This is a genomic window from Streptomyces sp. NPDC005808 (assembly GCF_042871385.1).
Classification (GTDB): Bacteria; Actinomycetota; Actinomycetes; order Streptomycetales; family Streptomycetaceae; genus Streptomyces.
The window spans coordinates 80,739-105,299 of the sequence record NZ_JBIAIK010000008.1 but is presented as its reverse complement, the minus strand read 5'-3'; the positions used below and the strand labels follow the sequence as shown (position 1 = coordinate 105,299).

Annotated in this window: 21 protein-coding genes, 4 tRNA genes and 1 other RNA gene; 16 read left to right on the top strand and 10 right to left on the bottom strand. The window is 70.0% G+C overall.

What is annotated here, in order from left to right:
- The first annotated feature begins 103 nt into the window (after window positions 1-103).
- The 3 genes from ACFYPC_RS19420 to ACFYPC_RS19410 all read left to right on the top strand — a co-directional run bounded on the left by ACFYPC_RS19420 (window position 104) and on the right by ACFYPC_RS19410 (window position 2,052).
- Entirely contained in the window at window positions 104-682 is a 579-nt protein-coding gene (locus ACFYPC_RS19420) for an amino acid permease (protein WP_388677502.1), read from the top strand.
- A gap of 419 nt (window positions 683-1,101) precedes the next feature.
- Window positions 1,102-1,815, top strand: coding sequence for a restriction endonuclease (locus ACFYPC_RS19415; protein ID WP_388677499.1), 714 nt, complete (start codon window positions 1,102-1,104; stop codon window positions 1,813-1,815).
- Window positions 1,816-1,836: 21 nt separating this feature from the next.
- Window positions 1,837-2,052, top strand: a complete 216-nt coding sequence (locus tag ACFYPC_RS19410) for a hypothetical protein (RefSeq protein WP_388677497.1) — start codon at window positions 1,837-1,839, stop codon at window positions 2,050-2,052.
- Between the two features lie 151 nt (window positions 2,053-2,203).
- Here the strand turns inward: ACFYPC_RS19410 and ACFYPC_RS19405 are convergent, their stop codons facing one another.
- Window positions 2,204-2,806, bottom strand: a complete 603-nt coding sequence (locus ACFYPC_RS19405) for a hypothetical protein (protein ID WP_388677495.1) — start codon at window positions 2,804-2,806, stop codon at window positions 2,204-2,206.
- Between the two features lie 233 nt (window positions 2,807-3,039).
- Window positions 3,040-3,127, bottom strand: a tRNA-Ser gene (locus tag ACFYPC_RS19400).
- A gap of 71 nt (window positions 3,128-3,198) precedes the next feature.
- Between ACFYPC_RS19400 and ffs the strand changes: the two genes are divergently transcribed.
- From ffs to ACFYPC_RS19370, 6 genes are all read left to right on the top strand, one after another.
- An RNA gene (gene ffs / locus ACFYPC_RS19395) (signal recognition particle sRNA small type) lies at window positions 3,199-3,297 on the top strand.
- A gap of 96 nt (window positions 3,298-3,393) precedes the next feature.
- On the top strand, window positions 3,394-5,787 hold the full coding sequence (locus tag ACFYPC_RS19390) for a DNA polymerase III subunit gamma and tau (RefSeq protein ID WP_388677492.1): 2,394 nt from the start codon (window positions 3,394-3,396) through the stop codon (window positions 5,785-5,787).
- Window positions 5,788-5,926: 139 nt separating this feature from the next.
- The gene (gene purD / locus ACFYPC_RS19385) at window positions 5,927-7,180 is read left to right on the top strand and encodes a phosphoribosylamine--glycine ligase (protein ID WP_388677489.1); all 1,254 of its coding nucleotides are present in this window, start codon (window positions 5,927-5,929) and stop codon (window positions 7,178-7,180) included.
- 354 nt (window positions 7,181-7,534) lie between these two features.
- Window positions 7,535-9,559 (top strand): hypothetical protein, encoded by a 2,025-nt coding sequence (locus ACFYPC_RS19380; RefSeq protein WP_388678069.1) that lies wholly within the window; start codon window positions 7,535-7,537, stop codon window positions 9,557-9,559.
- Between the two features lie 353 nt (window positions 9,560-9,912).
- A complete protein-coding gene (locus ACFYPC_RS19375) occupies window positions 9,913-11,478 on the top strand; it encodes a N,N-dimethylformamidase beta subunit family domain-containing protein (protein WP_388677487.1) in 1,566 nt (521 codons plus the stop codon).
- 234 nt (window positions 11,479-11,712) lie between these two features.
- On the top strand, window positions 11,713-12,660 hold the full coding sequence (locus ACFYPC_RS19370) for a phosphoribosylaminoimidazolesuccinocarboxamide synthase (protein WP_388677484.1): 948 nt from the start codon (window positions 11,713-11,715) through the stop codon (window positions 12,658-12,660).
- Window positions 12,661-12,842: 182 nt separating this feature from the next.
- Here ACFYPC_RS19370 and ACFYPC_RS19365 read toward each other — a convergent pair.
- From ACFYPC_RS19365 to ACFYPC_RS19330, 8 genes are all read right to left on the bottom strand, one after another.
- A tRNA-Gly gene (locus ACFYPC_RS19365) sits at window positions 12,843-12,915 on the bottom strand.
- A gap of 23 nt (window positions 12,916-12,938) precedes the next feature.
- On the bottom strand, window positions 12,939-13,586 hold the full coding sequence (locus ACFYPC_RS19360) for a response regulator (RefSeq protein WP_388677481.1): 648 nt from the start codon (window positions 13,584-13,586) through the stop codon (window positions 12,939-12,941).
- Window positions 13,583-14,998 (bottom strand): sensor histidine kinase, encoded by a 1,416-nt coding sequence (locus tag ACFYPC_RS19355; protein ID WP_388677478.1) that lies wholly within the window; start codon window positions 14,996-14,998, stop codon window positions 13,583-13,585. The genes ACFYPC_RS19360 and ACFYPC_RS19355 overlap by 4 nt, the downstream gene beginning before the upstream one ends.
- Window positions 14,999-15,021: 23 nt before the next feature.
- Complete coding sequence (locus ACFYPC_RS19350; protein ID WP_388678067.1) at window positions 15,022-15,765, bottom strand: ABC transporter permease; 744 nt, start codon at window positions 15,763-15,765, stop codon at window positions 15,022-15,024.
- Between the two features lie 56 nt (window positions 15,766-15,821).
- On the bottom strand, window positions 15,822-16,823 hold the full coding sequence (locus ACFYPC_RS19345; protein WP_388677475.1) for an ABC transporter ATP-binding protein: 1,002 nt from the start codon (window positions 16,821-16,823) through the stop codon (window positions 15,822-15,824).
- 151 nt (window positions 16,824-16,974) lie between these two features.
- Window positions 16,975-17,050: transfer RNA gene (locus ACFYPC_RS19340), tRNA-Gly, on the bottom strand.
- Window positions 17,051-17,129: 79 nt separating this feature from the next.
- Window positions 17,130-17,201 (bottom strand) — tRNA-Gly (locus tag ACFYPC_RS19335).
- Between the two features lie 203 nt (window positions 17,202-17,404).
- On the bottom strand, window positions 17,405-17,722 hold the full coding sequence (locus tag ACFYPC_RS19330) for an Lsr2 family protein (RefSeq protein ID WP_388677472.1): 318 nt from the start codon (window positions 17,720-17,722) through the stop codon (window positions 17,405-17,407).
- 361 nt (window positions 17,723-18,083) lie between these two features.
- Between ACFYPC_RS19330 and purS the strand changes: the two genes are divergently transcribed.
- The 7 genes from purS to ACFYPC_RS19295 all read left to right on the top strand — a co-directional run bounded on the left by purS (window position 18,084) and on the right by ACFYPC_RS19295 (window position 24,522).
- On the top strand, window positions 18,084-18,347 hold the full coding sequence (gene purS / locus ACFYPC_RS19325) for a phosphoribosylformylglycinamidine synthase subunit PurS (protein WP_005482678.1): 264 nt from the start codon (window positions 18,084-18,086) through the stop codon (window positions 18,345-18,347).
- Window positions 18,344-19,024 carry a phosphoribosylformylglycinamidine synthase subunit PurQ gene (purQ, locus tag ACFYPC_RS19320; protein ID WP_388677469.1) on the top strand — a complete coding sequence of 227 codons (681 nt, stop codon included), beginning with the start codon at window positions 18,344-18,346 and terminating at the stop codon, window positions 19,022-19,024. The genes purS and purQ overlap by 4 nt, the downstream gene beginning before the upstream one ends.
- Window positions 19,021-21,279 (top strand): phosphoribosylformylglycinamidine synthase subunit PurL, encoded by a 2,259-nt coding sequence (gene purL / locus ACFYPC_RS19315; RefSeq protein ID WP_388677466.1) that lies wholly within the window; start codon window positions 19,021-19,023, stop codon window positions 21,277-21,279. Before purQ ends, purL begins: the two co-directional genes overlap by 4 nt.
- A gap of 126 nt (window positions 21,280-21,405) precedes the next feature.
- Window positions 21,406-21,903: an ArsR family transcriptional regulator gene (locus ACFYPC_RS19310; RefSeq protein ID WP_388678065.1), complete on the top strand. Its 498-nt coding sequence runs from the start codon at window positions 21,406-21,408 to the stop codon at window positions 21,901-21,903.
- A gap of 35 nt (window positions 21,904-21,938) precedes the next feature.
- Complete coding sequence (locus ACFYPC_RS19305) at window positions 21,939-22,799, top strand: M23 family metallopeptidase (RefSeq protein WP_388677463.1); 861 nt, start codon at window positions 21,939-21,941, stop codon at window positions 22,797-22,799.
- Window positions 22,800-22,809: 10 nt separating this feature from the next.
- Window positions 22,810-23,610 (top strand): sterol carrier family protein, encoded by an 801-nt coding sequence (locus ACFYPC_RS19300; RefSeq protein ID WP_388677460.1) that lies wholly within the window; start codon window positions 22,810-22,812, stop codon window positions 23,608-23,610.
- 96 nt (window positions 23,611-23,706) lie between these two features.
- Window positions 23,707-24,522, top strand: coding sequence for an META domain-containing protein (locus tag ACFYPC_RS19295; protein ID WP_388677457.1), 816 nt, complete (start codon window positions 23,707-23,709; stop codon window positions 24,520-24,522).
- Window positions 24,523-24,561: the final 39 nt, after the last annotated feature.

Genomic DNA, 24,561 nt, shown 5'->3' with positions numbered 1-24,561 from the left:
GTGGTGATGGGACACGTGTGTTGCCGCCGCCTGGCGCCAGCATAAATCCGCCATCCTCGACCTGCGGTACCTGGTCAGGCCCAGGACAGACCGCTCCGACCACATGGCGTTGCATGGATGGGCTGGACGGCGCATCAGCCGGCAGCTGTTCTGCGGCATGGCGTCGGTGACCGCCAACTCCCGTATGATCTATGCCTTCTCCCGCGACGGGGCCCTGCCGTTCTCCCGGACGTGGCACAAGCTCACCCCCCCCGCGCCCTCGCCAACGCCGTATGGCTGGCCACCGGCGGCGCGTTCGTCTTGGGCCTGCCCTACCTGTGGAACCGCCTACGCGGCCGCCACCTCGATCGCGACCATCGGCTTGTACATCGCGTCCGTGATGCCTACCTTCCTGCGGCTGCGGCTGCGGCTGCGGCAGGGGGACCGGTTCGAGCGTGGCCCGTGGCACCTGGGCTCCTGGTCCACCCTCGTCGGCACGATCGCCGTCGTATGGGTGCTGGTGATCACGGTGCTGTTCATGCTGCCGCAGACCTCACCCCTCACCGCGAAGACCTTCAACTACGCCCTGATCGCGGTCGGAGTCGTCGTCTTCTGCGGTACCTGGTGGCTCGCCTCGGCCCGCAAGCGGTTCCTCAACCCTGCCCATGCCCGAACTCCACCCACGGCCCCGAACGAAAGTTGATGCATTCGTAGGCCGTGCCTCGGCGGACGTGACCTCGACGCCGGACTGGCGCGGCGTCGGGCCCGTGGAACGGGAATTGCCCGCGTGAAGTTTCGTCACGCCGCGATGCGCGGAATCGGCTGAAACCTGATCCGACTTACCACCGAACGCGCAGATCGTCTTTATCCAGTAGGTCGGATCGGTGGGTCTTGCTGGCCGAAACCCCCTCGCTTCGCGTGATCGTCTCCTTACGTACTGTCAGTGGTGCGTGCTGTCATATGACCTGTGCAGGGATGCGTCAACGCAACTGCCCAGAGGGGGATGTCGATCATGACGGCATGGATGACGAGGGTCATACGCGGCGGAGCGAGGTCCGGTGGTGACGCCAGTTCCTGGCCGCAGATCGCCGCCGTCGCTCCGGTCCCACCGGGGGCGGCCCGGTGAGCCGCCGTCGGCCGGCGCGGCGCCGCCCGGCGCGGCGCCGCCCGGCGCGGCGCCGCTCAGTCCGCCGTTCCAAGAAGCAGGACGAGCAGATCGCTCTGCTGGTCGGTGCCGTGGTAGCGGCTGGCCTGGTCATCGCCGCCGTGCAGTGGCTGCTCGCTCACTGGTGGCTCCTCGTCCTCGCGGCCGTGGTCGCCTCGGTCGCGGGCGGCTTCTGGCTCCAGCAGGCCCGGCAGCGAGCCGAGTGGAAACGCGTCCGGACTCAGGCCCTGAGGCTGCGCATCGCAGAAATTGACGCACTGGACCACCGCGCATTCGAGTTCTCCATACGGGACTTGATGCGCCGCGACGGCTGCACGGCAGAGCGGATCGGCGGCGCCGGCGACGACGCCTGCGACGTACGGGGCACCGAGCCAGCGGGCCGCGTCTGGGCGATCCAGTGCAAGCACCGTCGCGATGGCGACCGCGGCTCGGCCGTAGGCGTGGGCGTGCTGCAGCAGGTCAACGGCACCGCCCGGCAGGTCCACGGCGCGGACATCGCGGTCGTGCTCACCAACGGTCGTTTCTCCTCGAAGGCGATCCCCTGGGGCAGGGAACACCGAATCCACCTCGTCGACCGCCGCGTCCTGGGCGAATGGGCTGCCGGATCACGGCCGCTGTGGGACCTGCTCAACCGCATACCGCCGCCGCGTCGCCCGACGGCACTGTCCTGATCAGGAGGGGGAGTTGGTCCAGTGATCCTGACGCTCAACGTGGCGGTCCTGCTGGCCGTGATCATCTACTTCCGCATTGGCCGCAAAGGCCAGTTCCAGAGCAAGGCCAACCAGTGGCTGACCGTGTCGATCGTGCTGGTCTTCGGCGTACTGATCGCACCGACCGAGTTCGGCCAGGGAATCGTCAATGTCCTGGGCGACGTCGTGAAGAACATCTCCGACTCCGGCAGCCCGTGAGACCACATGCCCACGCCCGTCCTGGCCCGCCGAGAAACCCGACGGGCCCTGTTCTCGGTGCCCCGTGCCGGGGTGTCGCAGCGATGGCCGGCACGAGGCGAACGGCCTCGTCTTGATCGTCATCTCGAAGGAACCGCATATCCCCTGAGGGCTATGCGGTTCCTTCGGCGCACGAGGCGACGACTGCCTTCCGCAGGCCGGAGAAGCCGGTCTCCAGTGGGTCGAGGCGGCGGAGGCTGGCGAGGCTGATGGTTCGCTGGCTCGGGCAGTGTTCGTCCAGGACGCGGGTGGGCAGGACGTAGAAGGTCCACTGGTCGAGGTCCAGAGGATCGAGGGTTTGCTTGTCCTGGTGGTGCAGCATGCAGAAGACGTACACGTCCGAGCGGCGTAGTACGTCGGTCGAGCTCGTGCCGGTCTGGGCATCCCACCCGGAGGCCGATGCGATGGAGAACAAGACCTTCGACAACTTGGACTGCGCCCAGGACTGCAGGTACGCCGATGACTTCACCTCCACCCGCCACCGCTCGGGCGTACGGATGTCGACGGTGTCCCACTCAGTACGGGTTCCGGTCGCGGAGCTGAGGGCCAGCGCGACAAGGTACTCGGCAAGGACGCCTCGCATGGTGTTGTTGGCCAGGTCGGAGCATGCCCAGCTCCAGAAATCACCGAGGCTGCCTACCGTTGCACCATTGGCCAGTATCGACTCGCTGCCGCTGCGGCGCGTGACGGTCAGCGGACCAAGATCGGCGCTCATGCTGCCTTCCAGATGACGGTGGTTCAGGTGCACTCAGCCTGTCAGCCATCACCGACAGGGCGGGCAAGGTCCAGAGGCGACGGAGACGTTGCCCGAACCGGCCGGAGACTCCCTGCCGTCCCATCTCCGATCGCCGCGTCGGGTCCCGCAGGATCCCAGCAACTGCAACCACGAACGACGAAGGGCCCCACCGCGAACGGTGGGGCCCTTCGACATCGTGCCCGGTGAGGCACTGGCGGAGGATACGAGATTCGAACTCGTGAGGGGTTGCCCCCAACACGCTTTCCAAGCGTGCGCCCTAGGCCACTAGGCGAATCCTCCGCGGCAAACAATACAAGACGTGGAGGAGTGCTCGCGAACTCGTTCCCCCCGCTCAGATCCTGTACCCTGTGCGGAGCCCCTCACGTGGCGCTATCTGACTGAACTCCCCCAGGGCCGGAAGGCAGCAAGGGTAGGTTGGCTCTGGCGGGTGCGTGGGGGGCGCTTGCGTTTGCCTCCACTACTTGTACGGGACTTGTACGAGTGTGGGGAGGAGCCTGCTCTCCGGGCGGTCCCTGTTGTCAGTGGGCGCCTATAACCTCGTATGCGTGTCGTCTCTCGCGCTGTACCGCCGCTATCGCCCGGAGTCGTTCGCCGAGGTCATCGGGCAGGAGCATGTAACCGACCCGTTGCAGCAGGCGCTGCGGAACAACCGGGTCAATCACGCGTACCTGTTCAGCGGCCCGCGCGGATGCGGGAAGACCACCAGCGCACGGATCCTGGCCCGATGCCTGAACTGCGAGCAGGGGCCGACGCCGACGCCCTGCGGGGAGTGCCAGTCCTGCCGGGACCTGGCGAGGAACGGGCGCGGTTCGATCGACGTCATCGAGATCGACGCCGCGTCGCACGGTGGCGTCGACGACGCCCGTGACCTGCGGGAGAAGGCCTTCTTCGGGCCCGCCGGCAGTCGGTACAAGATCTACATCATCGACGAGGCCCACATGGTCACGTCGGCTGGTTTCAACGCGCTGCTGAAGGTCGTCGAAGAGCCGCCCGAGCATCTGAAGTTCATCTTCGCCACCACCGAGCCCGAGAAGGTCATCGGGACGATTCGGTCGAGGACCCACCACTACCCGTTCCGGCTGGTGCCGCCGGGGACCCTTCGGGAGTATCTCGGCGAGGTCTGCGGGCAGGAGGGCATTCCCGTTGCGGACGGGGTGCTGCCGCTGGTGGTGCGGGCCGGTGCCGGGTCCGTGCGTGACTCCATGTCCGTCATGGACCAGCTGCTCGCGGGTGCGGGTGAGGCCGGTGTGACGTACGCCATGGCCACCTCGCTGCTCGGGTACACGGACGGCTCGCTGCTCGATTCGGTCGTCGAGGCCTTCGCCGCGGGGGACGGCGCCGCGGCCTTCGAGGTCGTGGACCGGATCATCGAGGGCGGTAATGATCCGAGGCGGTTCGTTGCCGATCTGCTGGAGCGGCTGAGAGATCTCGTGATCCTCGCGGCCGTGCCCGACGCCGCGGAGAAGGGCCTCATCGATGCTCCTGTCGACGTGGTGGAGCGGATGCAGGCGCAGGCGAGCGTTTTCGGCGCCGCTGAGCTGAGCCGCGCCGCCGATCTCGTCAATGAGGGGCTGACGGAGATGCGTGGCGCCACATCGCCGCGACTCCAGATCGAACTCATCTGCGCGCGCGTGCTGCTCCCCGCCGCGTACGGGGACGAGCGGTCCGTCATGGCCCGGCTGGACCGTATCGAGCGCGGTGTGAACTTCTCCGGCGGCGGTGGCGGTGGCGGCGGTGCCGGCCCTGCCATGGGGTACGTCCCTGGGGCTGATGCGCATGCGCATGGGCATGGGCATGGGCATGGGCATGGGCATGGGCATGGGCAGGGGCTTGCGCAGGGTGGGGCGGGCGTGGTTCCGGCCTCGGCGGGTCGGGCCGTTCCCGTGGACCAGGCGGTTCCCGTGGACCAGGCGGTTCCTCCGGGGGGTGGAGTCGCGGCGGCGCGGGCTGCGGTGCGCGCGGCCGGGCCCGAGCCAGTCACCGTATCGGCTACCCCGGTCGCTCCTATCGCGGCTGCCCATGCCGCTCCTCCCGCGGCCGCGCCTCCTGCGGCTGAGCAACCGCAGGCTCACGCGGCGGCTCCCGCCGCCTCGCCCGCGTCCCCCCCTCCGTCGGGCGGTGCTCCCGGTTCCTGGCCCACACCGACGGCCGCGGGCAGTGGTCGGCGTCCCGGTGGGTGGCCGACGGCGGCGCCGACGGGCGGGGGGCAGCCACCGACCGCGCCCACGGCCCCGGCGCAGTCGCTGCCGGCCGCGGCATCCGCACCGGCCCCTGCCGCCGCCTCCCAGCCCGCGCAGGCTCCTGTCGGCGGGCCCGACCCCCGCATGCTGTGGCCGAACATTCTGGAGGCGGTCAAGAACCGTCGCCGGTTCACCTGGATCCTGCTCAGCCAGAACGCGCACGTGACCGGCTTCGACGGTACGACCCTGCAGATCGGCTTCGTCAACGCGGGCGCCCGGGACAACTTCGCGAGCAGCGGCAGCGAAGAGGTGCTGCGGCAGGCCTTGTCCGAGCAGTTCAACGTCCAGTGGAAGATCGACGCCATCGTCGACACCTCCGGCGGCGCGGGCGGCCTGGGTGGCCCGGGCGGACACGGTGGACCGGGTGGTTCAGGAGGCTCGCTGCCGCCCGCTCCGGCCGGCGGCGGTTACGGCGGCGGGGGCGGGAGTTACGCAGGGGCGCCTGCAGCCCCCCGCCCCGCATCCCAGCAGCCGTCGGCCCCGCCGCCCCACCCCGCCGCCTCACCGGGCCCGTCCGCCAGCCATGCTCCGGCCCCACCCGCTCCGGTTTCCACCGCCCCCGAACCGCCCCCGGTCGCCCCCGAGGACGACACTCCCGAGGACGACGACCCCGACCTCGTCGAGTCCGCCCTCTCGGGTTACGACCTGATCGTCCGCGAACTGGGGGCGACGGTGGTGGAGGAGTTCTCTAACGAGTAACGAGTAACGCCCCTCCTGCAGCGGCTCCCTCCTGAAGAGCCCCACCTGCAGAGCCCCACCTGCAGAGCCCCTCCTTCAGCAGCCCCTCCTTCAGCAGCCCCCGCAAAGACACCCGCCCCCGGCGGATAGGCTGACCCCCGTGAAGGTCCTTGTCATCGGTAGTGGCGCCCGCGAGCACGCCCTGTGCCGTTCCTTGTCCCTCGACCCCGAGGTCACCGCCCTGTACTGCGCCCCCGGGAACGCAGGCATCGCGGAGGTGGCCGAGTTGTACGCGGTCGACGCCCTCGACGGTGTCGCCGTGGCCGCGCTGGCCACGGAGTTGGGGGCCGAGCTGGTGATCGTGGGCCCGGAGGCCCCGCTTGTCGCGGGGGTCGCCGATGCCGTGCGTGCGGCGGGGATCCCCTGCTTCGGCCCTTCCAAGGAGGCCGCGGAGCTGGAGGGTTCCAAGGCCTTCGCCAAGGATGTGATGGCGGGGGCGGGCGTTCCGACGGCACGCTCGTACGTCTGTACGGCGCCGGATGAGGTCGAGGAGGCGCTCGACGCCTTCGGTGCCCCGTACGTCGTGAAGGACGACGGGCTCGCGGCCGGCAAGGGCGTCGTGGTGACCGACGACCTCGCGAAGGCCCGTGACCACGCCAACGCCTGTGATCGCGTCGTCATCGAGGAGTTCCTGGACGGCCCCGAGGTCTCCCTCTTCGCGATCACGGACGGCGAGACCGTGGTCCCCCTGCAGCCCGCCCAGGACTTCAAACGCGCGCTGGACGGCGACGAGGGTCCGAACACCGGCGGCATGGGCGCGTACTCGCCGCTGCCCTGGGCCGACCCGAAGCTTGTCGAGGAGGTCATGCAGACGGTCCTCCAGCCGACCGTCGACGAACTGCGCCGCCGCGGCACCCCGTTTTCCGGCCTGCTGTACGCGGGTCTGGCGATCACCAGCCGGGGCGTACGGGTCATCGAGTTCAACGCCCGCTTCGGTGACCCCGAGACCCAGGTCGTCCTCGCCCGTCTGAAGACGCCCCTCTCCGGAGTGCTCCTGGCCGCGGCGAACGGCACTCTCGCCGACCTCGAGCCCCTGCGCTGGAGCGCCGCCGCGGCCGTCACCGTGGTCATCGCCTCGCACAACTATCCGGACACCCCGCGCACCGGCGACCCGATCACCGGGCTCGACGAGGTGGCGGCTCAGGACGCGCCGCACGCGTACGTCCTGCACGCCGGCACGAAGCACGACGGCGACACGGTCGTCAGCGCCGGCGGCCGTGTGCTCTCCGTCACGGCGACCGGCATCGATCTCACCGAGGCGCGCGAGCGTGCGTATGCGGCGGTCGCCCGCATCGGCCTCGACGGTTCGCAGTACCGCACGGACATCGCCGCGAAGGCGGCGGCAGAGGCGTAGATCCTGGTCAGCGCGCTGGTCGGCCGTCGGCCGCCACCAACTTGCGCGTGCCTCGTCGGCAGCCCCCCAGGCCCCGGATTCCCCGCGGAATTCGGGGCCTGATCATTGCCCACCGTCATCCACCTTTCCCCAAAGCCATTCCATCGAGTGACCGATGCCCCATCCGGCTGACGGGGGCCGGGACCCCAACTAGGGTGCGGCGAAAGCGTTCGGGCACTTGGCCCACCGGCATTGCGATGTCAGTGGCGGGTGCCACAGTGGGGGAGTGAGCAACACCAGGACATCCGCCGGCGCGGGCTGCGAGACAGCCCGGGTGGGGCGGACCGTAGGGGGTGAGGTCCGGTCGTGACAGGTATGGGTGTGGAGGTGGGCGCGCAGTCGGCGCGCTCCCGGGCTCTCGCCGTGCTGCGTATCCGCAGCAGGGCGCTGGCCGTCGCCCTGCTGCCCGCGGCCGTCGCCGTCGTCCTGCTGGCCGGTGGCTCCACCGGCCACCTCACCGGCGCCGGCTGGGACACCACTCGCTGGATCGTGACCACCCTCGGCGCCCTCGTTCTGCTCGCCGCAGTGGGGATCGCGCTCGTCGTCGCCCGTGCCCGGCCCGCCGTGAGCCCCACGGTCGCCATCGCCGAGGAATCGGCGCCCGACCTCTACCGCCTGGTCCGCGACCTGGCGGACCGCCTCGACGTCCCGGCACCCTCCGCGATAGCGCTCACCCCGGACTGCGACAGCTGGCTGGAGGACCGCACCCACCTGTCGCACGGCCGCCCGGCGCCCGAGGACAGCAACGAAACAGAGGGAGCGCAGGGCCTGCGCGGCATACGTGGACTCTCGACGCGTTCCCGCCGAGCCTCCTCCGCCGCCCCCGTCCTCGTCATCGGCTCACCCTTCCTTTGGTGGATGCGCGTCGGGGAACTGCGCGCGGTCCTCGCCCCGGTCGTCGCCGGTACGGGCCCGTCGGCGCACCCCGACATAGCCGCGGCCCGTCGTTTCGTACGGGGGCTGGACGCAGCCGTGGCTGTCACCTCGGCGCCCACCCGCGGCCCGCTGTCCCGCCTGGTCCTGGGCGGCGTCGGCTGGGTGACCCGCCTGATGCTGCGCAGCTGTCGGGGCCATGCGGCCGAGATGGAGCGAGGTGTGGCGGCCGCGGCGGCCGAGCGTGCACAGGCTGTGGATTACGGCCTGCGGATCGTCGCTCAGGAACAGGTGGGACTGGCATACGCGGGCTGGGACCGGCTGCTGACCCGCGTTGCGCTGCCCGCCTGGCGGATGGGCCGCTGGCCGTCCCGGCTGGACGTCGGCGTCGTCGCGGCTCTCACCGAGCTGTCCCGCCGTGACCGCCTTGCCGAGGGGTTCACCTCACGGCTCGGCGAGCGCCCCGCCTGTGACCTGCTCGAAGAGCCCGGCACCGTGGACGAGGCGGCCTCGCTGCTCGCCGCCCGCCTCTTCCACGGCGGTCCCGCCGAGTCCGGGCCCGACTGGGCGCCCGTGGACTGGCTTGACTACCCGGACGAGGTCGTCGACCGCAAATGGCGCGCCGACGCTGCCCGTCTCCACCGGGTCCTGGACGCGCTGGGCGTCCGGCACTCCCCGAACCCGGCTACGCCCGATTCGGGTGGTCCCACGCTGAACCGGGTGATGGACCACCTGATGGCGTCGCCGAACGATGACAGGGCTGCGGCCGGCGACGAACACACGGACACATCACGTCAGGGCCCGCACCCGCACCCGCACCGGGACCCGAACCCGGATCAGAACCCGGATCAGAACCCGGACCCGCACCCGCACCCGGCCCGGGACCCGGACCTGCGTCCGGACCGGGGCCCGAACCCGAACCCGGACTCGCACCCGGACTCGGCAACGAACCCTGATGCCGACGGCCTCCTCGCCGTCGATCGCGGGGGCGCGTACGAGGAGATGGGCATGGGCCTGGACGAGGACGACGCGGAGCTCGCCCTCGGGAACGAGCGGACGGCCGCGCTTGCGGCCGGGCTCAGTGCGGAGCTGGCTCGCGAGGAGGCAGCGGCGCCGGCCCCGGCGGCCGGGGCTCCGGCCGGGAGCGGTGCGGAGCAGCAGGGGCCCGACCTGGCCTTCTGGGACGACGGGCTCCTTCCCCTCTTCCCGCTTCAGCCGCCGCGGACCGGTCGTGAGCTGGTGGCTGACCATGTGACGGCCATGGTGTGCTGCGCCGCGATGGACACGGCGGGGGCCGCTCCGGGGCTCGACTGGCTCGACGGGCCGTCCCTTCTCATCGACGGCGAACGTGCCGCCGATCTCAGCCCCCGGGTTCTCACCCTCGTCGAGACGGGTGACCCCGCTCCCCTCCGCGACTGGCTCCGTCACCTCGGCGTCCGCTCCGAAAAACCGGTCCGCCTGATCTGAACCGAGGGGTCGCCTCTCCGCCGTGCGTTTGGACGGTCTTCTTCGCCCTCTCGGCCCCTCTGGGCCCCCTCTCCGCCCCTCTCAGTCTCTCTCCGCCCTTACCCGGTCCCGCACCTGGGGGCCGCCGCCCCCGGGTACGCCGCACCGCCCGGCGGAGGCTGAAGAGCGAAACCTGCTCGGGTGGGCGGGGACGCCGGTCACCGGGGCCGGACGCCCGGCGGAGCCTCTCGTTCCACTCCTGCCAATTAGCGACGAACGGTGACGGTGTGCGTGCGTAATGTGATGTGCTGGGATCGATCGCGCACAGGCTATGGCTGACAAGGACGACGGGGGCAACAGGGAGGGGAGCTGGCATGGGGTCGGAGCAGATTCGCCGCTGGGAGTCGGGAGCACTCGCCCACGCGGTCACGGATCCCTTCGGCCAGGGGCCCGTTCCCTGGCTCCGCGGTGACGAACAGTACTTCGACGACACCGGCCAGGTGGTCCCCTGGTACATCGATCACCCTCCGGGCGCCGCCCGCCTCCCCGAGACGGCGCGCGACTCCAGGCTCGACACCGCGCACGACGGCAAAAAAGCAGCCCACGTTCTCACCCATGCCGCCAAGGGACCCATCCCGCGCCCCCGGGCCGGAGGCCCCCGCTCCGCCGACGACGTCCACCGCCAGATCAAGGGTTTCACCTCCACCGGCGCGGCCGCCCCCGGCGAGTCCATCGACTTCCACATCACGGTGGACCCGCCCCAGGAATTCGGCGTCGACATCTACCGCATCGGCCACTACGGAGGCGACGGGGCCTCGAAGATCACCACCAGCCCCCGTCTCTCCGGCATCGTCCAGCCCCCGCCCCTCACGGCCGACCGCACGGTCTCCTGCCACCACTGGTGGCTGTCCTGGCGCCTGCAGATCCCGAGCTACTGGAACGTCGGCGCGTACGTGGCCGTACTCACCACCGCGGACGGCTACCGCTCCCACATCCCCTTCACGATCCGCGACGACCACCCGGCGGACCTGCTGCTGCTTCTCCCGGACATCACCTGGCAGGCGTACAACCTCTACCCGGAGGACGGTCACACGGGGGCCAGCCTCTATCACGCCTGGGACGAGAACGGCCGCCTGCTCGGCGAGGCCGACGCCGCGACGACGGTCTCATTCGATCGCCCGTACGCGGGTGCGGGCCTCCCCCTGCACGTGGGCCACGCCTACGACTTCATCCGCTGGGCCGAGCGCTACGGCTACGACCTCGCCTACGCCGACGCCCGCGACCTGCACTCCGGCCGGATCGACCCCACCCGCTACCGTGGCCTGGTCTTCCCCGGCCACGACGAGTACTGGTCACCGGCGATGCGCCGCACCACGGAACTCGCCCGCGAACACGGCACCTCGCTCGTCTTCCTCTCGGCCAACACCATGTACTGGCAAGTGGAGCTGGGCCCGTCCCCCTCCGGCGTCGCCGACCGACTGCTGACCTGCCGCAAGCGCAGAGGCCCCGGGAAACCGGCCCTCTGGCGTGAAATCGACCGGCCGGAACAGCAACTCATCGGCATCCAGTACGCGGGAAGGGTCCCCGAGCCGCACCCTCTCGTCGTCCGCAACGCCGAGCACTGGCTCTGGGAGGCGACCGGCGCGCACGAGGGCGACGAACTCACCGGCATGGTCGCGGGCGAGGCCGACCGCTACTTCCCGCGCACCCCGCTCCCCGAGCACCAGGGCCGCATCCTCCTGGCCCACTCCCCGTACGCCGACAGCGAGGGCATCCCCCGCCATCAGGAGACCTCCCTCTATCGCGCCCCGTCCGGCGCCCTGGTCTTCGCCGCGGGAACCTTCGCCTGGTCCCCGGCCCTGGACCGCCCGGGCCACGTGGACCCCCGCATCCAGCGAGCCACGGCCAACCTGTTGGACCGCATCTGCAAACACGACTGAAGGCGCATCGGCACCGCATGGCCCCCGGGCGGGGCTCCGCACTGCGCACCCACGCACCCCCGCGCCCCACGCACCCCCGCACCCCCGCACCCCCGCACCCACGTACCCACGTACCCCCTGGCCAAAGCCGCTCCCGCCATACGGGAGAATCGAGCCAATTGGCCACCTGGCGCCCACCACGACCCTGTTCGGGTCCCCGCGGGTGTGCCTTTTCTTCAACCACGGGGAGGAACCGTGTCCGGATTCGTTGAAAAGCCCGAGCCGCTTCAGGTTCCGGGACTGGTGCATCTGCACACCGGCAAGGTGCGCGATCTGTACCAGAACGAGGCGGGCGACCTCGTGATGGTCGCCAGCGACCGCATCTCCGTCTACGACTGGGTGGTGCCCACCGAGATCCCCGACAAGGGCCGCACGCTCACCCAGCTCTCCCTGTGGTGGTTCGACAAGCTCGCCGACCTGGTGCCCAACCATGTCCTGAGCACCGAACTCCCGCCGGGCGCCCCGGCCGACTGGGAGGGCCGCACCCTGATCTGCAAGTCGCTGCGGATGGTCCCGGTCGAGTGCGTCGCCCGCGGCTACCTCACCGGCTCGGGCCTCGCCGAGTACAAGGAGACCCGTACGGTCTGCGGTCTCGCCCTGCCCGAGGGCCTGACCGACGGCTCCGAACTCCCCGCGCCGATCTTCACCCCGGCCACCAAGGCCGCCGTCGGCGAGCACGACGAGAACGTGTCGTACGAGGAGGTCGCCCGCCAGGTCGGCGCCGAGACCGCGGCCCAGCTGCGACAGACGACCCTCGCCGTCTACGGCCGCGCCCGCGACATCGCCCGCGACCGGGGCATCATCCTCGCGGACACCAAATTCGAGTTCGGCTTCGAGGGAAGTGCAGAGGGAAGTGCAGAGGGAAGCGCAGACGGAGGCACCCGGACCGAGACCCTGGTCCTCGCCGACGAAGTGCTGACCCCGGACTCCTCCCGCTTCTGGCCGGCCGAGCAGTGGGAGCCGGGCCACGCGCAGCCGTCGTACGACAAGCAGTTCGTCCGCGACTGGCTGACCTCCGCCGAATCCGGCTGGGACCGGGCGAGCGAGCAGCCCCCACCGGCCCTGCCCCAGCACATCGTGGACGCGACCCGCGCCAAGTACATCGAGGCGTACGAGCGCCTGACGGGCACGAGCTGGTCGTAACGCACACCAAAGGCCGTTCTGCACACGCCAAAGGCCATCTACGCACGTCGATGGCCGTCTAGCGCACGCCAAAGGCCGTCTACGCACGCCAGAGGCCGTAACCCACGTCAGAGGCCGTAACGCAAGCCAAAGGCCCCGGTCGATGACCGGGGCCTCTGCTCTGTCTGGACTGCATTCTCCGGAGCGGACGACCAGGTTCGAACTGGCGACCTCAACCTTGGCAAGGTTGCGCTCTACCAACTGAGCTACGTCCGCACTGCGCCGTGGCGCGAGAGCAACTATACCCAACCTCGCTCGCGCGCGAGACGCACCGCCGTGTGACGGTTCTCGGCCCCGAGCTTGGTCGCGGCGGACGACAGATAGTTCCGTACGGTGCCCTGCGACAGCGCGGCCCGCTCGGCGATCTCCGCGACCGGCGCCCCGTCGGCGGCGAATTCGAGCACCTCGGCCTCGCGCGCGGTCAGCGGCGAATCCCCGGCGGAGATCGCGTCGGCGGCCAACTCCGGGTCCACGTAGCGGTTTCCCGCATGCACCGTACGAATGATCTCCGCGAGACGCTGCGCGCTGACCGTCTTCGGGACGAACCCGCGCACACCCGCCGCAAGCGCCCGCTTCAGATGCCCCGGCCGTCCATGACTCGTCACGATCAGCACCTGGCACGCGGGCAGTTCGGCCCGCAGAGATGTGGCAACCCTCACACCGTCGGCCCCGGGCATCTGAAGATCCAGTACGGCGACATCGGGCACGTGTGCCCGTGCCATCGCCAGTGCCTCCGGTCCGGTCGCCGCCTCGGCCACCACGACCAGGTCGTCCTCCAGGCCCAGCAGCGCGGCAAGCGCCCCACGGATCAGATGCTCGTCATCGGCCAGCAGCAGGCGGACGGGAGAAGCGGGCGGTACGGGCGGAGTGGCCGATCTGAAACTCATGAAGCGACCTCACGCACAGATGCCGCAGAAGATCCCGCCGCCGGCACGGATCCCGCCGCCGGCGCCGATGAGGCAGATGCCGCCGGCACAGACCCCGCCCCCGGCGCCGATGAGGCAGATGGCACCGGCACAGACCCCGCCCCCGGCGCCGATGAGGCAGATGGCACCGGCGCCGGCACCGCAGGCAACGGCACCACCGCAGTCAACCGGAACACACCACCCCCGACCGGCCCCGCCCCCAGCACCCCGCCCACCTCGGTCAACCGCTCCCGCAGCCCCATGAGCCCGGAGCCCCTCCTGAGCCCGAGGCCCGCCCCCTCATCCGGCACTCCATCCGCCCCCTCATCCGGCACCCCGTCGTTCTCGACAGTGAGCGTCACCCGCCCCTCCGTCACCCGCAGCGACACCGCGCACCGCCCCGCGTTCCCATGCCGCAGTACGTTCGTCGTAGCCTCCCGCACGACCCAGCCGAGCGGCGACTGGACCTGCGACGGCAGCCCCTTCGCAGAGCCGCTGATCTCGCAGTCGATGCCAGCGGCGGTCAACACGCCCTGGGCGCCCACGAGTTCGCTGCTCAGGTCGGCCTCCCGGTAGCCGCGTACGACCTCGCGCACCTCACGCTGGGACTCCCGCGCGATGCGCTGCACCTCGATCATCTGCTCCACGGCTTCAGGCCGCCCGCGACGTGCCAACTGCACGGCGAGCTCGCTCTTGAGGGCGATGACCGCGAGGTTGCGGCCCATCACGTCGTGCAGGTCGCGTCCGAAGCGCAGCCGTTCCTCGGCGACGGCGAGGCGGGTCCGGGTCTCGCGGGCCTCGTCGAGTTCGTAGACGGTGTTGAGCAGCCACAGGGAGAGGACGGAGGTGGACACGAGGATCCCGCCGATGAACAGCTCCGCCCCCGCCGCGCCCAGTGCCGAAAGCGCGGGGACGCCCGCCACGAAGACCAGGCCGCCGACGCCGACCGCGGCGCCCCCCACCAGGGCGAACGCGCGCTGCCAGTCGCGGATGCCGAGGGCGATGGTCCCGACGCCGAATGCCGGCACCATCACGGACAGCATGGCTGCTGCGGACTCGGCCTCTTTGCCGCCGGAACCGTGCTCCGTGAGGACGACCGCGCCGACTGTGATCAGTACGGTCACGGCACCCAGCAGCCACAGGAGACGTACGGGCCGATCACGGGTACCCCGGGTCCAGTCGAGCGCCCGGGACGCGGTCACGGCGCAGCACACACCGTGGACGCACACCGCCAACAGCGCCCAGCCTCCGAACCGCGATCCCAACTGGCCGACCGCCGGGAGCCCGACAGCGCCGATCTCGACCACCGCGAAGAAGTGAAACGACCACCGCGTATACGTCTCCACCTTCGCCGGCGTGCTCTTCCCCCGCCACCAGACCCCAGGTTTCCGCATCCGCCCGCCCCCGTTGTGGCCGCTCACCGCCGAGGTTCCCAGCGGAACCACCGGCGTACAGCAAACACCGCGAGGACCGTCCAGGCCACTGCCGTGGCGAGGGCGCCGAGGGCGTCGTACGCGGACAGGTCGCCGGTCCAGCCGCCGCGTATCAGGGTGATCACCGGGGTCAGGGGCAGCAGTTCGCAGACCGAGGCGAGCCGGTCGGGCATGACTTCGAGCGGGACGAAGGTTCCCGAGCCGAGCATCGAGACCATGATCAGCGGCATGGTCGCCACCTGAGCGCCCTCCACACTCCTGCTGACGCTTGCGGTGAGCGCCGCGAGCGGGGGCCACATCACCAGGCCCAACAGCAGCCCCAGGACGGCGAGATGGGGGGCCGGCGGCGCTCCCACGTCCAGGAGTACGGCGCACGCGGCCGTCAGGATCAGGCACTGGACCAGCGCTATCGCCGCCGACGGCAGAGCGGCGCCCGTGAGGATCTCGGCGTCCCGCAGCTCCCCGGTGCGCAGCCGCTTGAGGACGAGTTCCTCGCGCCGGGCCGCGTACACGGTCACCAGCGAGCTGTAGACCGCGAAGAGGAGCGAGAAGCCGACGGAGGAGGGCAGGATGATCGACCCGGCCGAGAGCCCGGTGCCCTTCAGATCCATCTGGTCGACGTTCGCACTGAGGCTGAACGGCAGCAGCAACGGCGCGAACAGCGCGGCGAGCAGTGTCGCCTTCGTACGCCCCAGCAGGGTGAGCTCGGCGCGCGCCAGCGCGCACATCCGCCCCACCGCAGTAGTCGTCGCCCCCGCCCCCGCCCCAGTCACAGCCACCGCGCTCACGCCACCGTCTCCTTGTCCGTACGACGCTCCGTACCACCCAAGGAGACGTCGGCGCGAGCGGCCCCCGCCTCCCGCGCGATCCGCAAGAACGCCTCCTCCAGCGACGCCGACCGCACATCGAGCCCTCGCAGCTCGACCCGGGTCCGCTCCGCCCACACCAGCAGCGCCGTGGCGGTCCGCTGGAGTTCATGGGTGCGCAGCCGGACCGTGCGGCCCTCCGTCTCGTGCCCGGTGATGCCGAGCGTGGCGAGCGGGGGCAGGTCCCCGAGGAAGTAGCCGTCGGGCAGTTCGAAGGAGATCCGGGACGGCTGGGAGGCGGTCACCTGGGCCGGGGTCCCGGTGGTGGCGATGGTTCCGGCATGGAGGATCGCCAGCCGGTCGGCAAGTTCCTCCGCCTCTTCCAGGTAGTGGGTGGTCAGCAGCACCGTCGTACCGCCGTCGCGCAGTTCCCGTACCAACTCCCAGGTGCTCCGGCGCCCTTCGGCGTCGAGTCCGGTCGTCGGCTCGTCGAGGAAGAGGACCTCGGGGCGGCCGAGGAGCGTGAGTGCCAGGTCCAGGCGCCGCTTCTCGCCCCCGGACAACTGTTTCACCCGTACGCCGGACCGCCGCGCGAGCCCGACCATGTCCAGGGCCTCCGCCGTGGGGCGCGCGCCGCTGGTGCAGCCCGCCCACATCCGTACGGTCTCAGCGACCGTCAGCTCGGAGGGGAACCCGCCCTCCTGAAGCATCACACCGATCCGGGGCCGTACGACCGCTCGCTCCTCGTACGGATCGTGCCCGAGGACCCGCACCCGGCCGCCTGCCGGAGGCGCGAGACCCTCGAGGAGTTCGACCGTGCTGGTCTTGCCCGCGCCGTTCGTGCCCAGCAGTGCGAAGAGTTCACCGCGGCCCACGGAGAAGGTGACTCCGCGCACCGCCTCGAAGTCGCCCCCGTACACACGCCGCAGATCCGTGACCTCAATCACGTCATCGCGCTCGTTGTGCTCATTCGTGTTCATGGATTCAGCGTCCCCGCCGACGGTCACCGGCAGCAGTGCGCGGTGTCATCACTCCGCATGACATATGTCAGACGCCGGCAACGAGGCATGTCCGCGGAGAGGTACAAGCACGGCAAAGGCCCCGGTCGATGACCGGGGCCTTTGCTTTCTCTGGAGCGGACGACCAGGTTCGAACTGGCGACCTCAACCTTGGCAAGGTTGCGCTCTACCAACTGAGCTACGTCCGCATTGCCTCCGACCGGCTCTCACCGATCGGCGCGGGCACCACCTTACCTGATCCAAATGGATGGTTGGTAAGGGATGCAGAGCGGGTGACAGGAATTGCACACTGCGCCTTCCCCCTGGAAGGGGGATGTTCTGCTACTGAACTACACCCGCGTGACCCCGTGAGGTCCGGCTTCTCGGCCTTGCCCCTCGGCGTGTTCCAGACTCTAGCTGATCAGCGGGGGGTCAGCGCAAGTCGGCTTCGCTCAGGGGCGGATGACCGGCCGGACGGTGCCCTCGACCGGTCAGTGGCCGGTCGGTGGCGGGTCGGTGGTCGGTCATCGCTCGGTCATCGGCCGGTCACGGAGCCCCGGGTTTCAGTGCGCCTCGGCGAACGCCTCGTAGATCTTCTTGGGGATGCGGCCGCGCGGCGGCACCTCAAGCTTGTTCGAGCGGGCCCAGGCGCGGACGGCCGCCGGGTCGGGGGTCAACGCGGTGTGCGTGTACACCTTCCCGGACCTCGATTGCTTGCGGCCGGCCTCCAGGTAGGGCGCGAGCACCTTACGCAGTTTTTTGGCATTGGCTGGATTGAGGTCGATCTCGTACGACTTGCCGTCCAGTCCGAAGGCGATCGTTTCCGCCGCTTCTGAGCCGTCGATGTCGTCAAAGAGAGTGACCACGACACGCTGCGCCACGAATATCGGTCCCTTCGTGCGGCACCTCTGCGATCAAGCGTCATGACGTGCGGGGACGTCACGGAGTTGTCGGGGAGATGTCGACTGTCCGGCTGTTATTGGGCAAAGTATCGGCTATTGCGATTTCCTTTGTACAGTGCCCGGCATTGCATTGTGAAGCCCGACCAAATCCTTCCGCGTGTCCGGAGGCAATGGGGTCCTGCCGCTCTTCTGCGGTTTTTCCCAGGATTTTCCATGGAGGCCCCCGCGTCGATGCGAGATCGTGATCGGGCTCACGTAGGATTCTACGAATCTACGCGAGTAGAAATTTTGTGCGGGTAGTCTGAAGCGACCTGCTCAGCACCACACACCGGGAGTGCCAGTGGCACGCGTCGTAGTCGACGTCATGCTCAAGCCGGAGATCCTCGACCCCCAGGGCCAGGCGGTGCAGCGTGCACTGCCGCGCCTTGGTTTCGAGGGCGTCTCCGACGTACGTCAGGGAAAGCGATTCGAACTGGAAGTGGACGGCCCGGTGGACGACGCCGCGCTCGCCCGGATCCACGAACTCGCGGAATCCTTCCTCGCCAACACCGTGATCGAGGACTTCACCGTCAAGGTCGAGGAAGTCGCGGAGGCAGGAAAGTGACCGCTCGTATTGGAGTCGTCACCTTTCCAGGAAGCCTGGACGACCGGGACACGCAGCGGGCGATCCGGCTCGCCGGTGCCGAACCCGTCGCTCTCTGGCACAAGGACAAGGACCTGAAGCAGGTCGACGCCGTGGTGCTGCCGGGTGGTTTCTCCTACGGGGACTATCTGCGGGCCGGTGCCATCTCACGCTTCTCGCCGGTGATGGAGACCGTCATCGGACAGGCGAAGTCCGGAATGCCGGTTCTCGGCATCTGTAACGGCTTCCAGGTACTCACCGAGGCGCACCTCCTCCCGGGTGCCATGCTCGGCAACAACCACCTGCACTTCATCTGCCGCGACCAGAAGCTGCGGGTGGAGAACGCGGAGACCTCCTGGACCGCCGACTACACGGCCGGCCAGGAGATCCACATCCCGTTGAAGAACATGGACGGGCGGTACGTCGCCGACGAGCGCACGCTCGACGAGCTGGAGGCCGAGGGGCGGGTGGTCTTCCGCTACCAAGACTTCAACCCGAACGGGTCGCTGCGGGACATCGCGGGCATCACGAACGAGGCCGGGAACGTCGTAGGCCTCATGCCGCACCCCGAGCACGCCGTCGAGCCCCTCATCGGGTCCGGCCGCACCGACGGCCTCCCCTTCTTCACGTCGATCCTCAAGAAGCTGGTCACCGCATGAGCCGCACGCCTCTGGACACGGTCGAGAACGCGGCCGCGACCCCCGACGTCGAGCTGCCTTGGGCCGAACTCGGTCTGAAGAAGGACGAGTACGAGCGGGTCGTGGAGATCCTCGGCCGCCGCCCGACCGGTGCCGAGCTGGCCATGTACTCGGTCATGTGGTCCGAGCACTGCAGTTACAAGTCCTCGAAGGTCCACCTCCGCCAGTTCGGCGAGAAGGCGCCCCAGTCGGACGCCCTCCTCGTCGGCATCGGGGAGAACGCGGGCGTGGTCGACGTCGGTCAGGGTTACGCCGTCACCTTCAAGGTCGAGTCGCACAACCACCCCTCGTACGTGGAGCCTTACCAGGGCGCCGCCACGGGCGTCGGCGGCATCGTGCGCGACATCATCGCGATGGGAGCCAGGCCTGTCGCGGTCGTCGACCCGCTCCGCTTCGGTGCGGCGGACCACCCCGACACCAAGCGCGTGCTGCCCGGTGTCGTCGCCGGCATCGGCGGCTACGGCAACTGCCTCGGCCTCCCGAACATCGGCGGCGAGGTCGTCTTCGACGCCTGCTACCAGGGCAACCCGCTGGTCAACGCCGGTGCCATCGGCGTCATGCGGCACGAGGACATCCACCTTGCGAAGGCGTCCGGCTCGGGCAACAAGGTCATCCTGTACGGGGCTCGCACGGGCGGCGACGGCATCGGCGGCGCCTCGATCCTCGCGTCGGAGACCTTCGACGACGCCAAGCCGAGCAAGCGCCCGGCGGTCCAGGTCGGCGACCCCTTCCAGGAGAAGCTCCTCATCGAGTGCACCCTGGAGGCCTTCAAGGAGAAGCTGGTCGTCGGCATCCAGGACCTCGGCGCGGCCGGACTCTCCTGCGCCACCAGCGAGTTGGCGTCCAACGGTTCCGGCGGTATGCGCGTGACGCTGGACGACGTACCGCTGCGCGACTCGACTCTCTCGCCCGAGGAAATCCTCATGAGCGAGTCGCAGGAGCGCATGTGCGCGGTCGTCGAGCCGGCGAAGGTCGAGCGCTTCCTGGAGATCTGCGACAAGTGGGATGTCATCGCCACGGTGATCGGTGAGGTCACCGACGGCGACCGCCTGGAGATCTACTGGCACGGCGGCAAGATCGTCGACGTCGACCCGCGCACGGTCGCGCACGACGGCCCGGTCTACGAGCGCCCTTACGCCCGCCCGGAGTGGCAGGACGCGCTTCAGGCGGATGACGCCAACAAGCTCCCGCGCCCGGCCACTTCACAAGAACTGAAGGACCAGGTCCTCGCGCTCGTCGCCTCGCCGAACCAGGCCTCCAAGTCCTGGATCACCTCCCAGTACGACCACTTCGTACAGGGCAACACGGTGCTGGCGCAGCCCGAGGACTCGGGCATGATCCGCATCGACGAGGAGACCGGGCTCGGCGTCGCCATCGCCACGGACGGCAACGGCCGGTTCGCGAAGCTCGACCCGTACGCGGGTGCGCAGCTCGCGCTCTCCGAGGCGTACCGGAACGTCGCGACGACCGGCGCCAAGCCGCTCGCCGTCTCCGACTGCCTGAACTTCGGCTCGCCCGAGGACCCGGCGGTGATGTGGCAGTTCGCGGAGGCCGTCCGTGGACTGGCCGACGCCTGCCTGCAGTTGGGCACGCCGGTGACCGGCGGCAACGTCTCGCTCTACAACCAGACGGGCGAGGTGGCCATCCACCCGACGCCGGTGGTCGCCGTCCTCGGCGTCATCGACGACGTGGCCCGCCGCACACCGGTCGCCTTCCAGGAGGAGGGGCAGCTGCTCTACCTCCTGGGCGACACCCGCGAGGAGTTCGGCGGTTCGGCCTGGTCGCAGGTCGTCCACGACCACCTGGGGGGGCTGCCCCCGAAGGTCGACCTGGAGCGCGAACGCCTCCTCGCCGAGATCCTGATCTCCGCCTCCCGCGACGGCATGATCGACTCCGCGCACGATCTGTCCGACGGCGGTCTGGTCCAGGCGGTCGTGGAGTCGGCGCTCCTCGGCGGCAAGGGCGCGCGTCTCGTCGTACCCGACGGGCTCGACGCCTTCACCTTCCTGTTCTCCGAGTCCGCGGGCCGCGCGGTCGTCGCCGTCCCGCGCTCCGAGGAGCTCCGCTTCAACGACATGTGCGGGGCGCGGGGCCTGCCCGTCACCCGCATCGGTGTCGTCGACGGCGACTCCGTCGAGGTCCAGGGCGAGTTCACCCTCCCCCTGACCGAACTGCGCACGGCACACGAGGGGACGATCCCGGCGCTGCTCGCGTAGCGCCGCGCAGATCCTGATGGCCGAAGGCTCCGCCCGATTCTGGACTCCGGGCGGGGCCTTCGGCGTGCCCGCGGCCGCGACCCTCTTGATTGCTCGTACGTAATTACGTAATCTCTGCTCATGGAGCTGGATCTGGAGCAGCGCGTCGCGGAGTTGGAGCGCCGTCTCGATGCCCTGGAGAGTGCGGATCCCGCCGTGCGCGTTCCTTCCGGTGGCGACTTCTGGGCCCTCGAAGGGCTCAAGGAGCAGCTGGCCCAAGTGGCGGGCGGCGGGGTGCTGTTCACGGGTGTGGTGCGGTTGCCGAACGAGGAGCGCTACGAGTGGCAGTACGAACTGCTCACCGAGCAACTGCTCGACACCGACTGGAGTGAGGCGGCCGAGGTGTTCGCCGCGCTCGGACACTCGCTGAGGCTGCGGTTGCTGCGCGAGATCCTCGGCGGCCGGCGTACGGCGACCGAACTGGCCGGGCTCGACGACGTGGGGACGAGCGGTCAGATCTACCACCACCTGCGGCAGTTGACCGCCGCGGGCTGGCTTCGGCAGGCGGGGCGCGGCCGCTACGAGATTCCGGCGGGGCGGGTCGTCCCCCTCCTCGTGGCGCTGGCCACGGCTCGCCCGGCCTGAGAGACCTTCGACAATTCCGGCACATTGGGGGACCAGTGTCAGTCCGCAAGTCCGCGATGGTTCTGTACCGATCGCTCCAACTGACCTTCCTGGCCATGGCCTTGGGAGAGCTCGTCATGCCCGGCTACCCGCTCGCCTGGGAGTGGGCGTTCCTGCCGCTCCTGCTGTCCGTCCCGCTCGGGATGGTCGTGAACCGGATCGGCCCCCCGCGCGAGGTCGCCGACCGTCCGCCGATCGAGGTGGGGCCGCCGGTCCGCGGCCGCTGGTCCGCCCTGAACAGCCCGGCCACCCGGGTGCCGAGCCATCGCACCCACGCGTACGGGCAGACGTACGCGATCGACATCGTGGCGGAGCCCGAGAGCGGCCCGCGGACCCGCCCCGCCTTCGCCAAGCTCTGGCCGATCGCCCGCCGCAACCGCGCCTTCCCCGCCTACGACGAGCCCCTGTTCGCCGTGGCCGACGCCACGGTGGTGCACGCGTCCGACTGGCGCCGCGACCATCTCAGCCGCAACTCCGTGCCCGCGCTCGCCTATCTGATGCTGATCGAGTCCTGGGTCCGGGAGAACGGCGGCGCGGGCTGGATCGTCGGCAACCATGTCGTCCTCGACCTGGGTGACGGGGTGTACGCGATGTACGCCCATCTGCGCCGCGGCTCCCTCACCGTGCACCCCGGTGACCGGGTGCGCGCCGGTCAGCCGATCGCCCGCTGCGGCAACTCCGGCAACTCGACCGAACCGCATGTGCACTTCCAGCTGATGGACGGCCCGGACCTGGACACGGCCCACGGCATGCCCTTCACCTGGCGGGGCACCGGGGTGCCCGGCAACGGCGAGACGTTCACGGCGGAGGCGACCTCCTCGCTCGCGTCCGAGGACCCCGCCTCCCTCTCCGACTAGGCTCACCGTCATGCCCCCGGCCAAAAAGCGACGCGCCCGTACGTACGACTCCGCCAGGATCCGCGCCGCGGTGCTGGCCCAGTTCGGGAACGTACGGGAAGGCGTACGCGGCCTCGGTGACGAGGAGTTGGCGCGGCCCACGGACCTCGGGGACTGGACCGTGCGGGAGTTGGCCGCGCACGTCACGATGGCTGTGGAGTCCGTCAGCCGGAACATCGACCGGCCGGAGCCGGGGAAGCGGGAACTCGGCCTGCTCGACTGGCCGTTCGCCACCGCCGCGCGATCCGGTGACATCGCCGACGGCACCCGGGAGCTGGCCGCCGCCAACCCCGATCTCGACGCCCTCTACGCCCGCACCGAGGAACGGTTCAGGCACAGGCTCGCGGAAGCCCCCGGTGACCGCGTCCTCGCCGCCCGCACCGGCGCCATGACCCTCGCCGACTATCTCGTCACGCGCACCGTCGAACTCGTCGTCCACACGGACGACCTGAACCGGGCGGTGCCGGGCCTGGACATTCCGTACGACCGTCAGGCGCTCGCCGCCTGCACCCGGCTGCTCGCCGACGCGCTCGCGGCGAAGGCGCCCGGCGCGTCGACGGAGGTGCGGATTCCGCCGTACGCGGTGGTGCAGTGCGTGGAGGGTCCGCGGCACACGCGGGGCACCCCGCCGAACGTCGTGGAGACCGACCCGCTGACCTGGATCCGGCTCGCGACGGGGCGTACGGAGTGGAAGGCGGCGCTGGAGGACGCCAAGGTCAGCGCGAGCGGGGAGCGGGCGGACCTGGGCGGGCTGCTGCCGCTCATGCGCTGAGCCACGTGGGAGGCGGCCCCCCTGCGATGCCCCTGCGCTGGCCCCCCGCGATGACCTGGGTGGAACCAAGTACCCCACCCGCCCCGTCACATCGGCATGTACAGGCAGCGACTCACCCTCACCGTTCTGACCCTCATCCCGCTCGCCGTGGCCTGCGGCAACGAAGCCGGCAACGCAGCCGGTGGCGAGACCGGCGGCAGCTCGGTCGGCTCCGGCGCCCAGGCCGATGTCGCCGGCGCCCACTGGATCATCGACAGCGTCACCGTGGACGGCACCGGTCACGCCGCTCCCGGCGGAGCGAACGTCGAGTTCGGCGAGGACGGCAAGGTCCAGGGGAACTACGGCTGCAACCACTTCAGCGCGACCGCGACCTTCAAGGACGGCCGCATCGACATCGGAGAGGCGTCGAGCACGGAGATGGCCTGCGAGGAGGGCACCATGGAGTTCGAGCGGACCCTCGCCCGCACGCTCGCCGACGGCGCCCTCACCACGGCGGCCAAGGGCGACGAGCTCACCCTGACCAGCGGCGCCGGCGACCGCGTCCTGCTCACCAGGGAGCAGGCCGCGCCGCTCTACGGCACCAGGTGGAACGTCACGGCACTGGGTGCCGGGGAGGTGTCCCACTCCCTCCCGGAGGGCGCCGAACCGTACCTCGTCCTCGACAAGGCGAAGGGCACGGTCACAGGCCACCTCGGCTGCAACGACGTGTCCGCGACGGCCACCGTCCAGGGCGGACACATCACCTTCGGAACCCCGAAGACCACCCGCATGATGTGCGACAGCTCACTCATGGACACCGAGAAGGCACTGCTGGGCCTCTTCGACGGCAAGGTCGACTACGGTTTGGATCATCGATCCCTTACGCTGACCAGCGCAGACGGCGAAAATGTGACGGCTGTCGCCGGTAAGTGAACCGTCACAGTCCCGCATCCCCAATTCGGACCAGTGGTC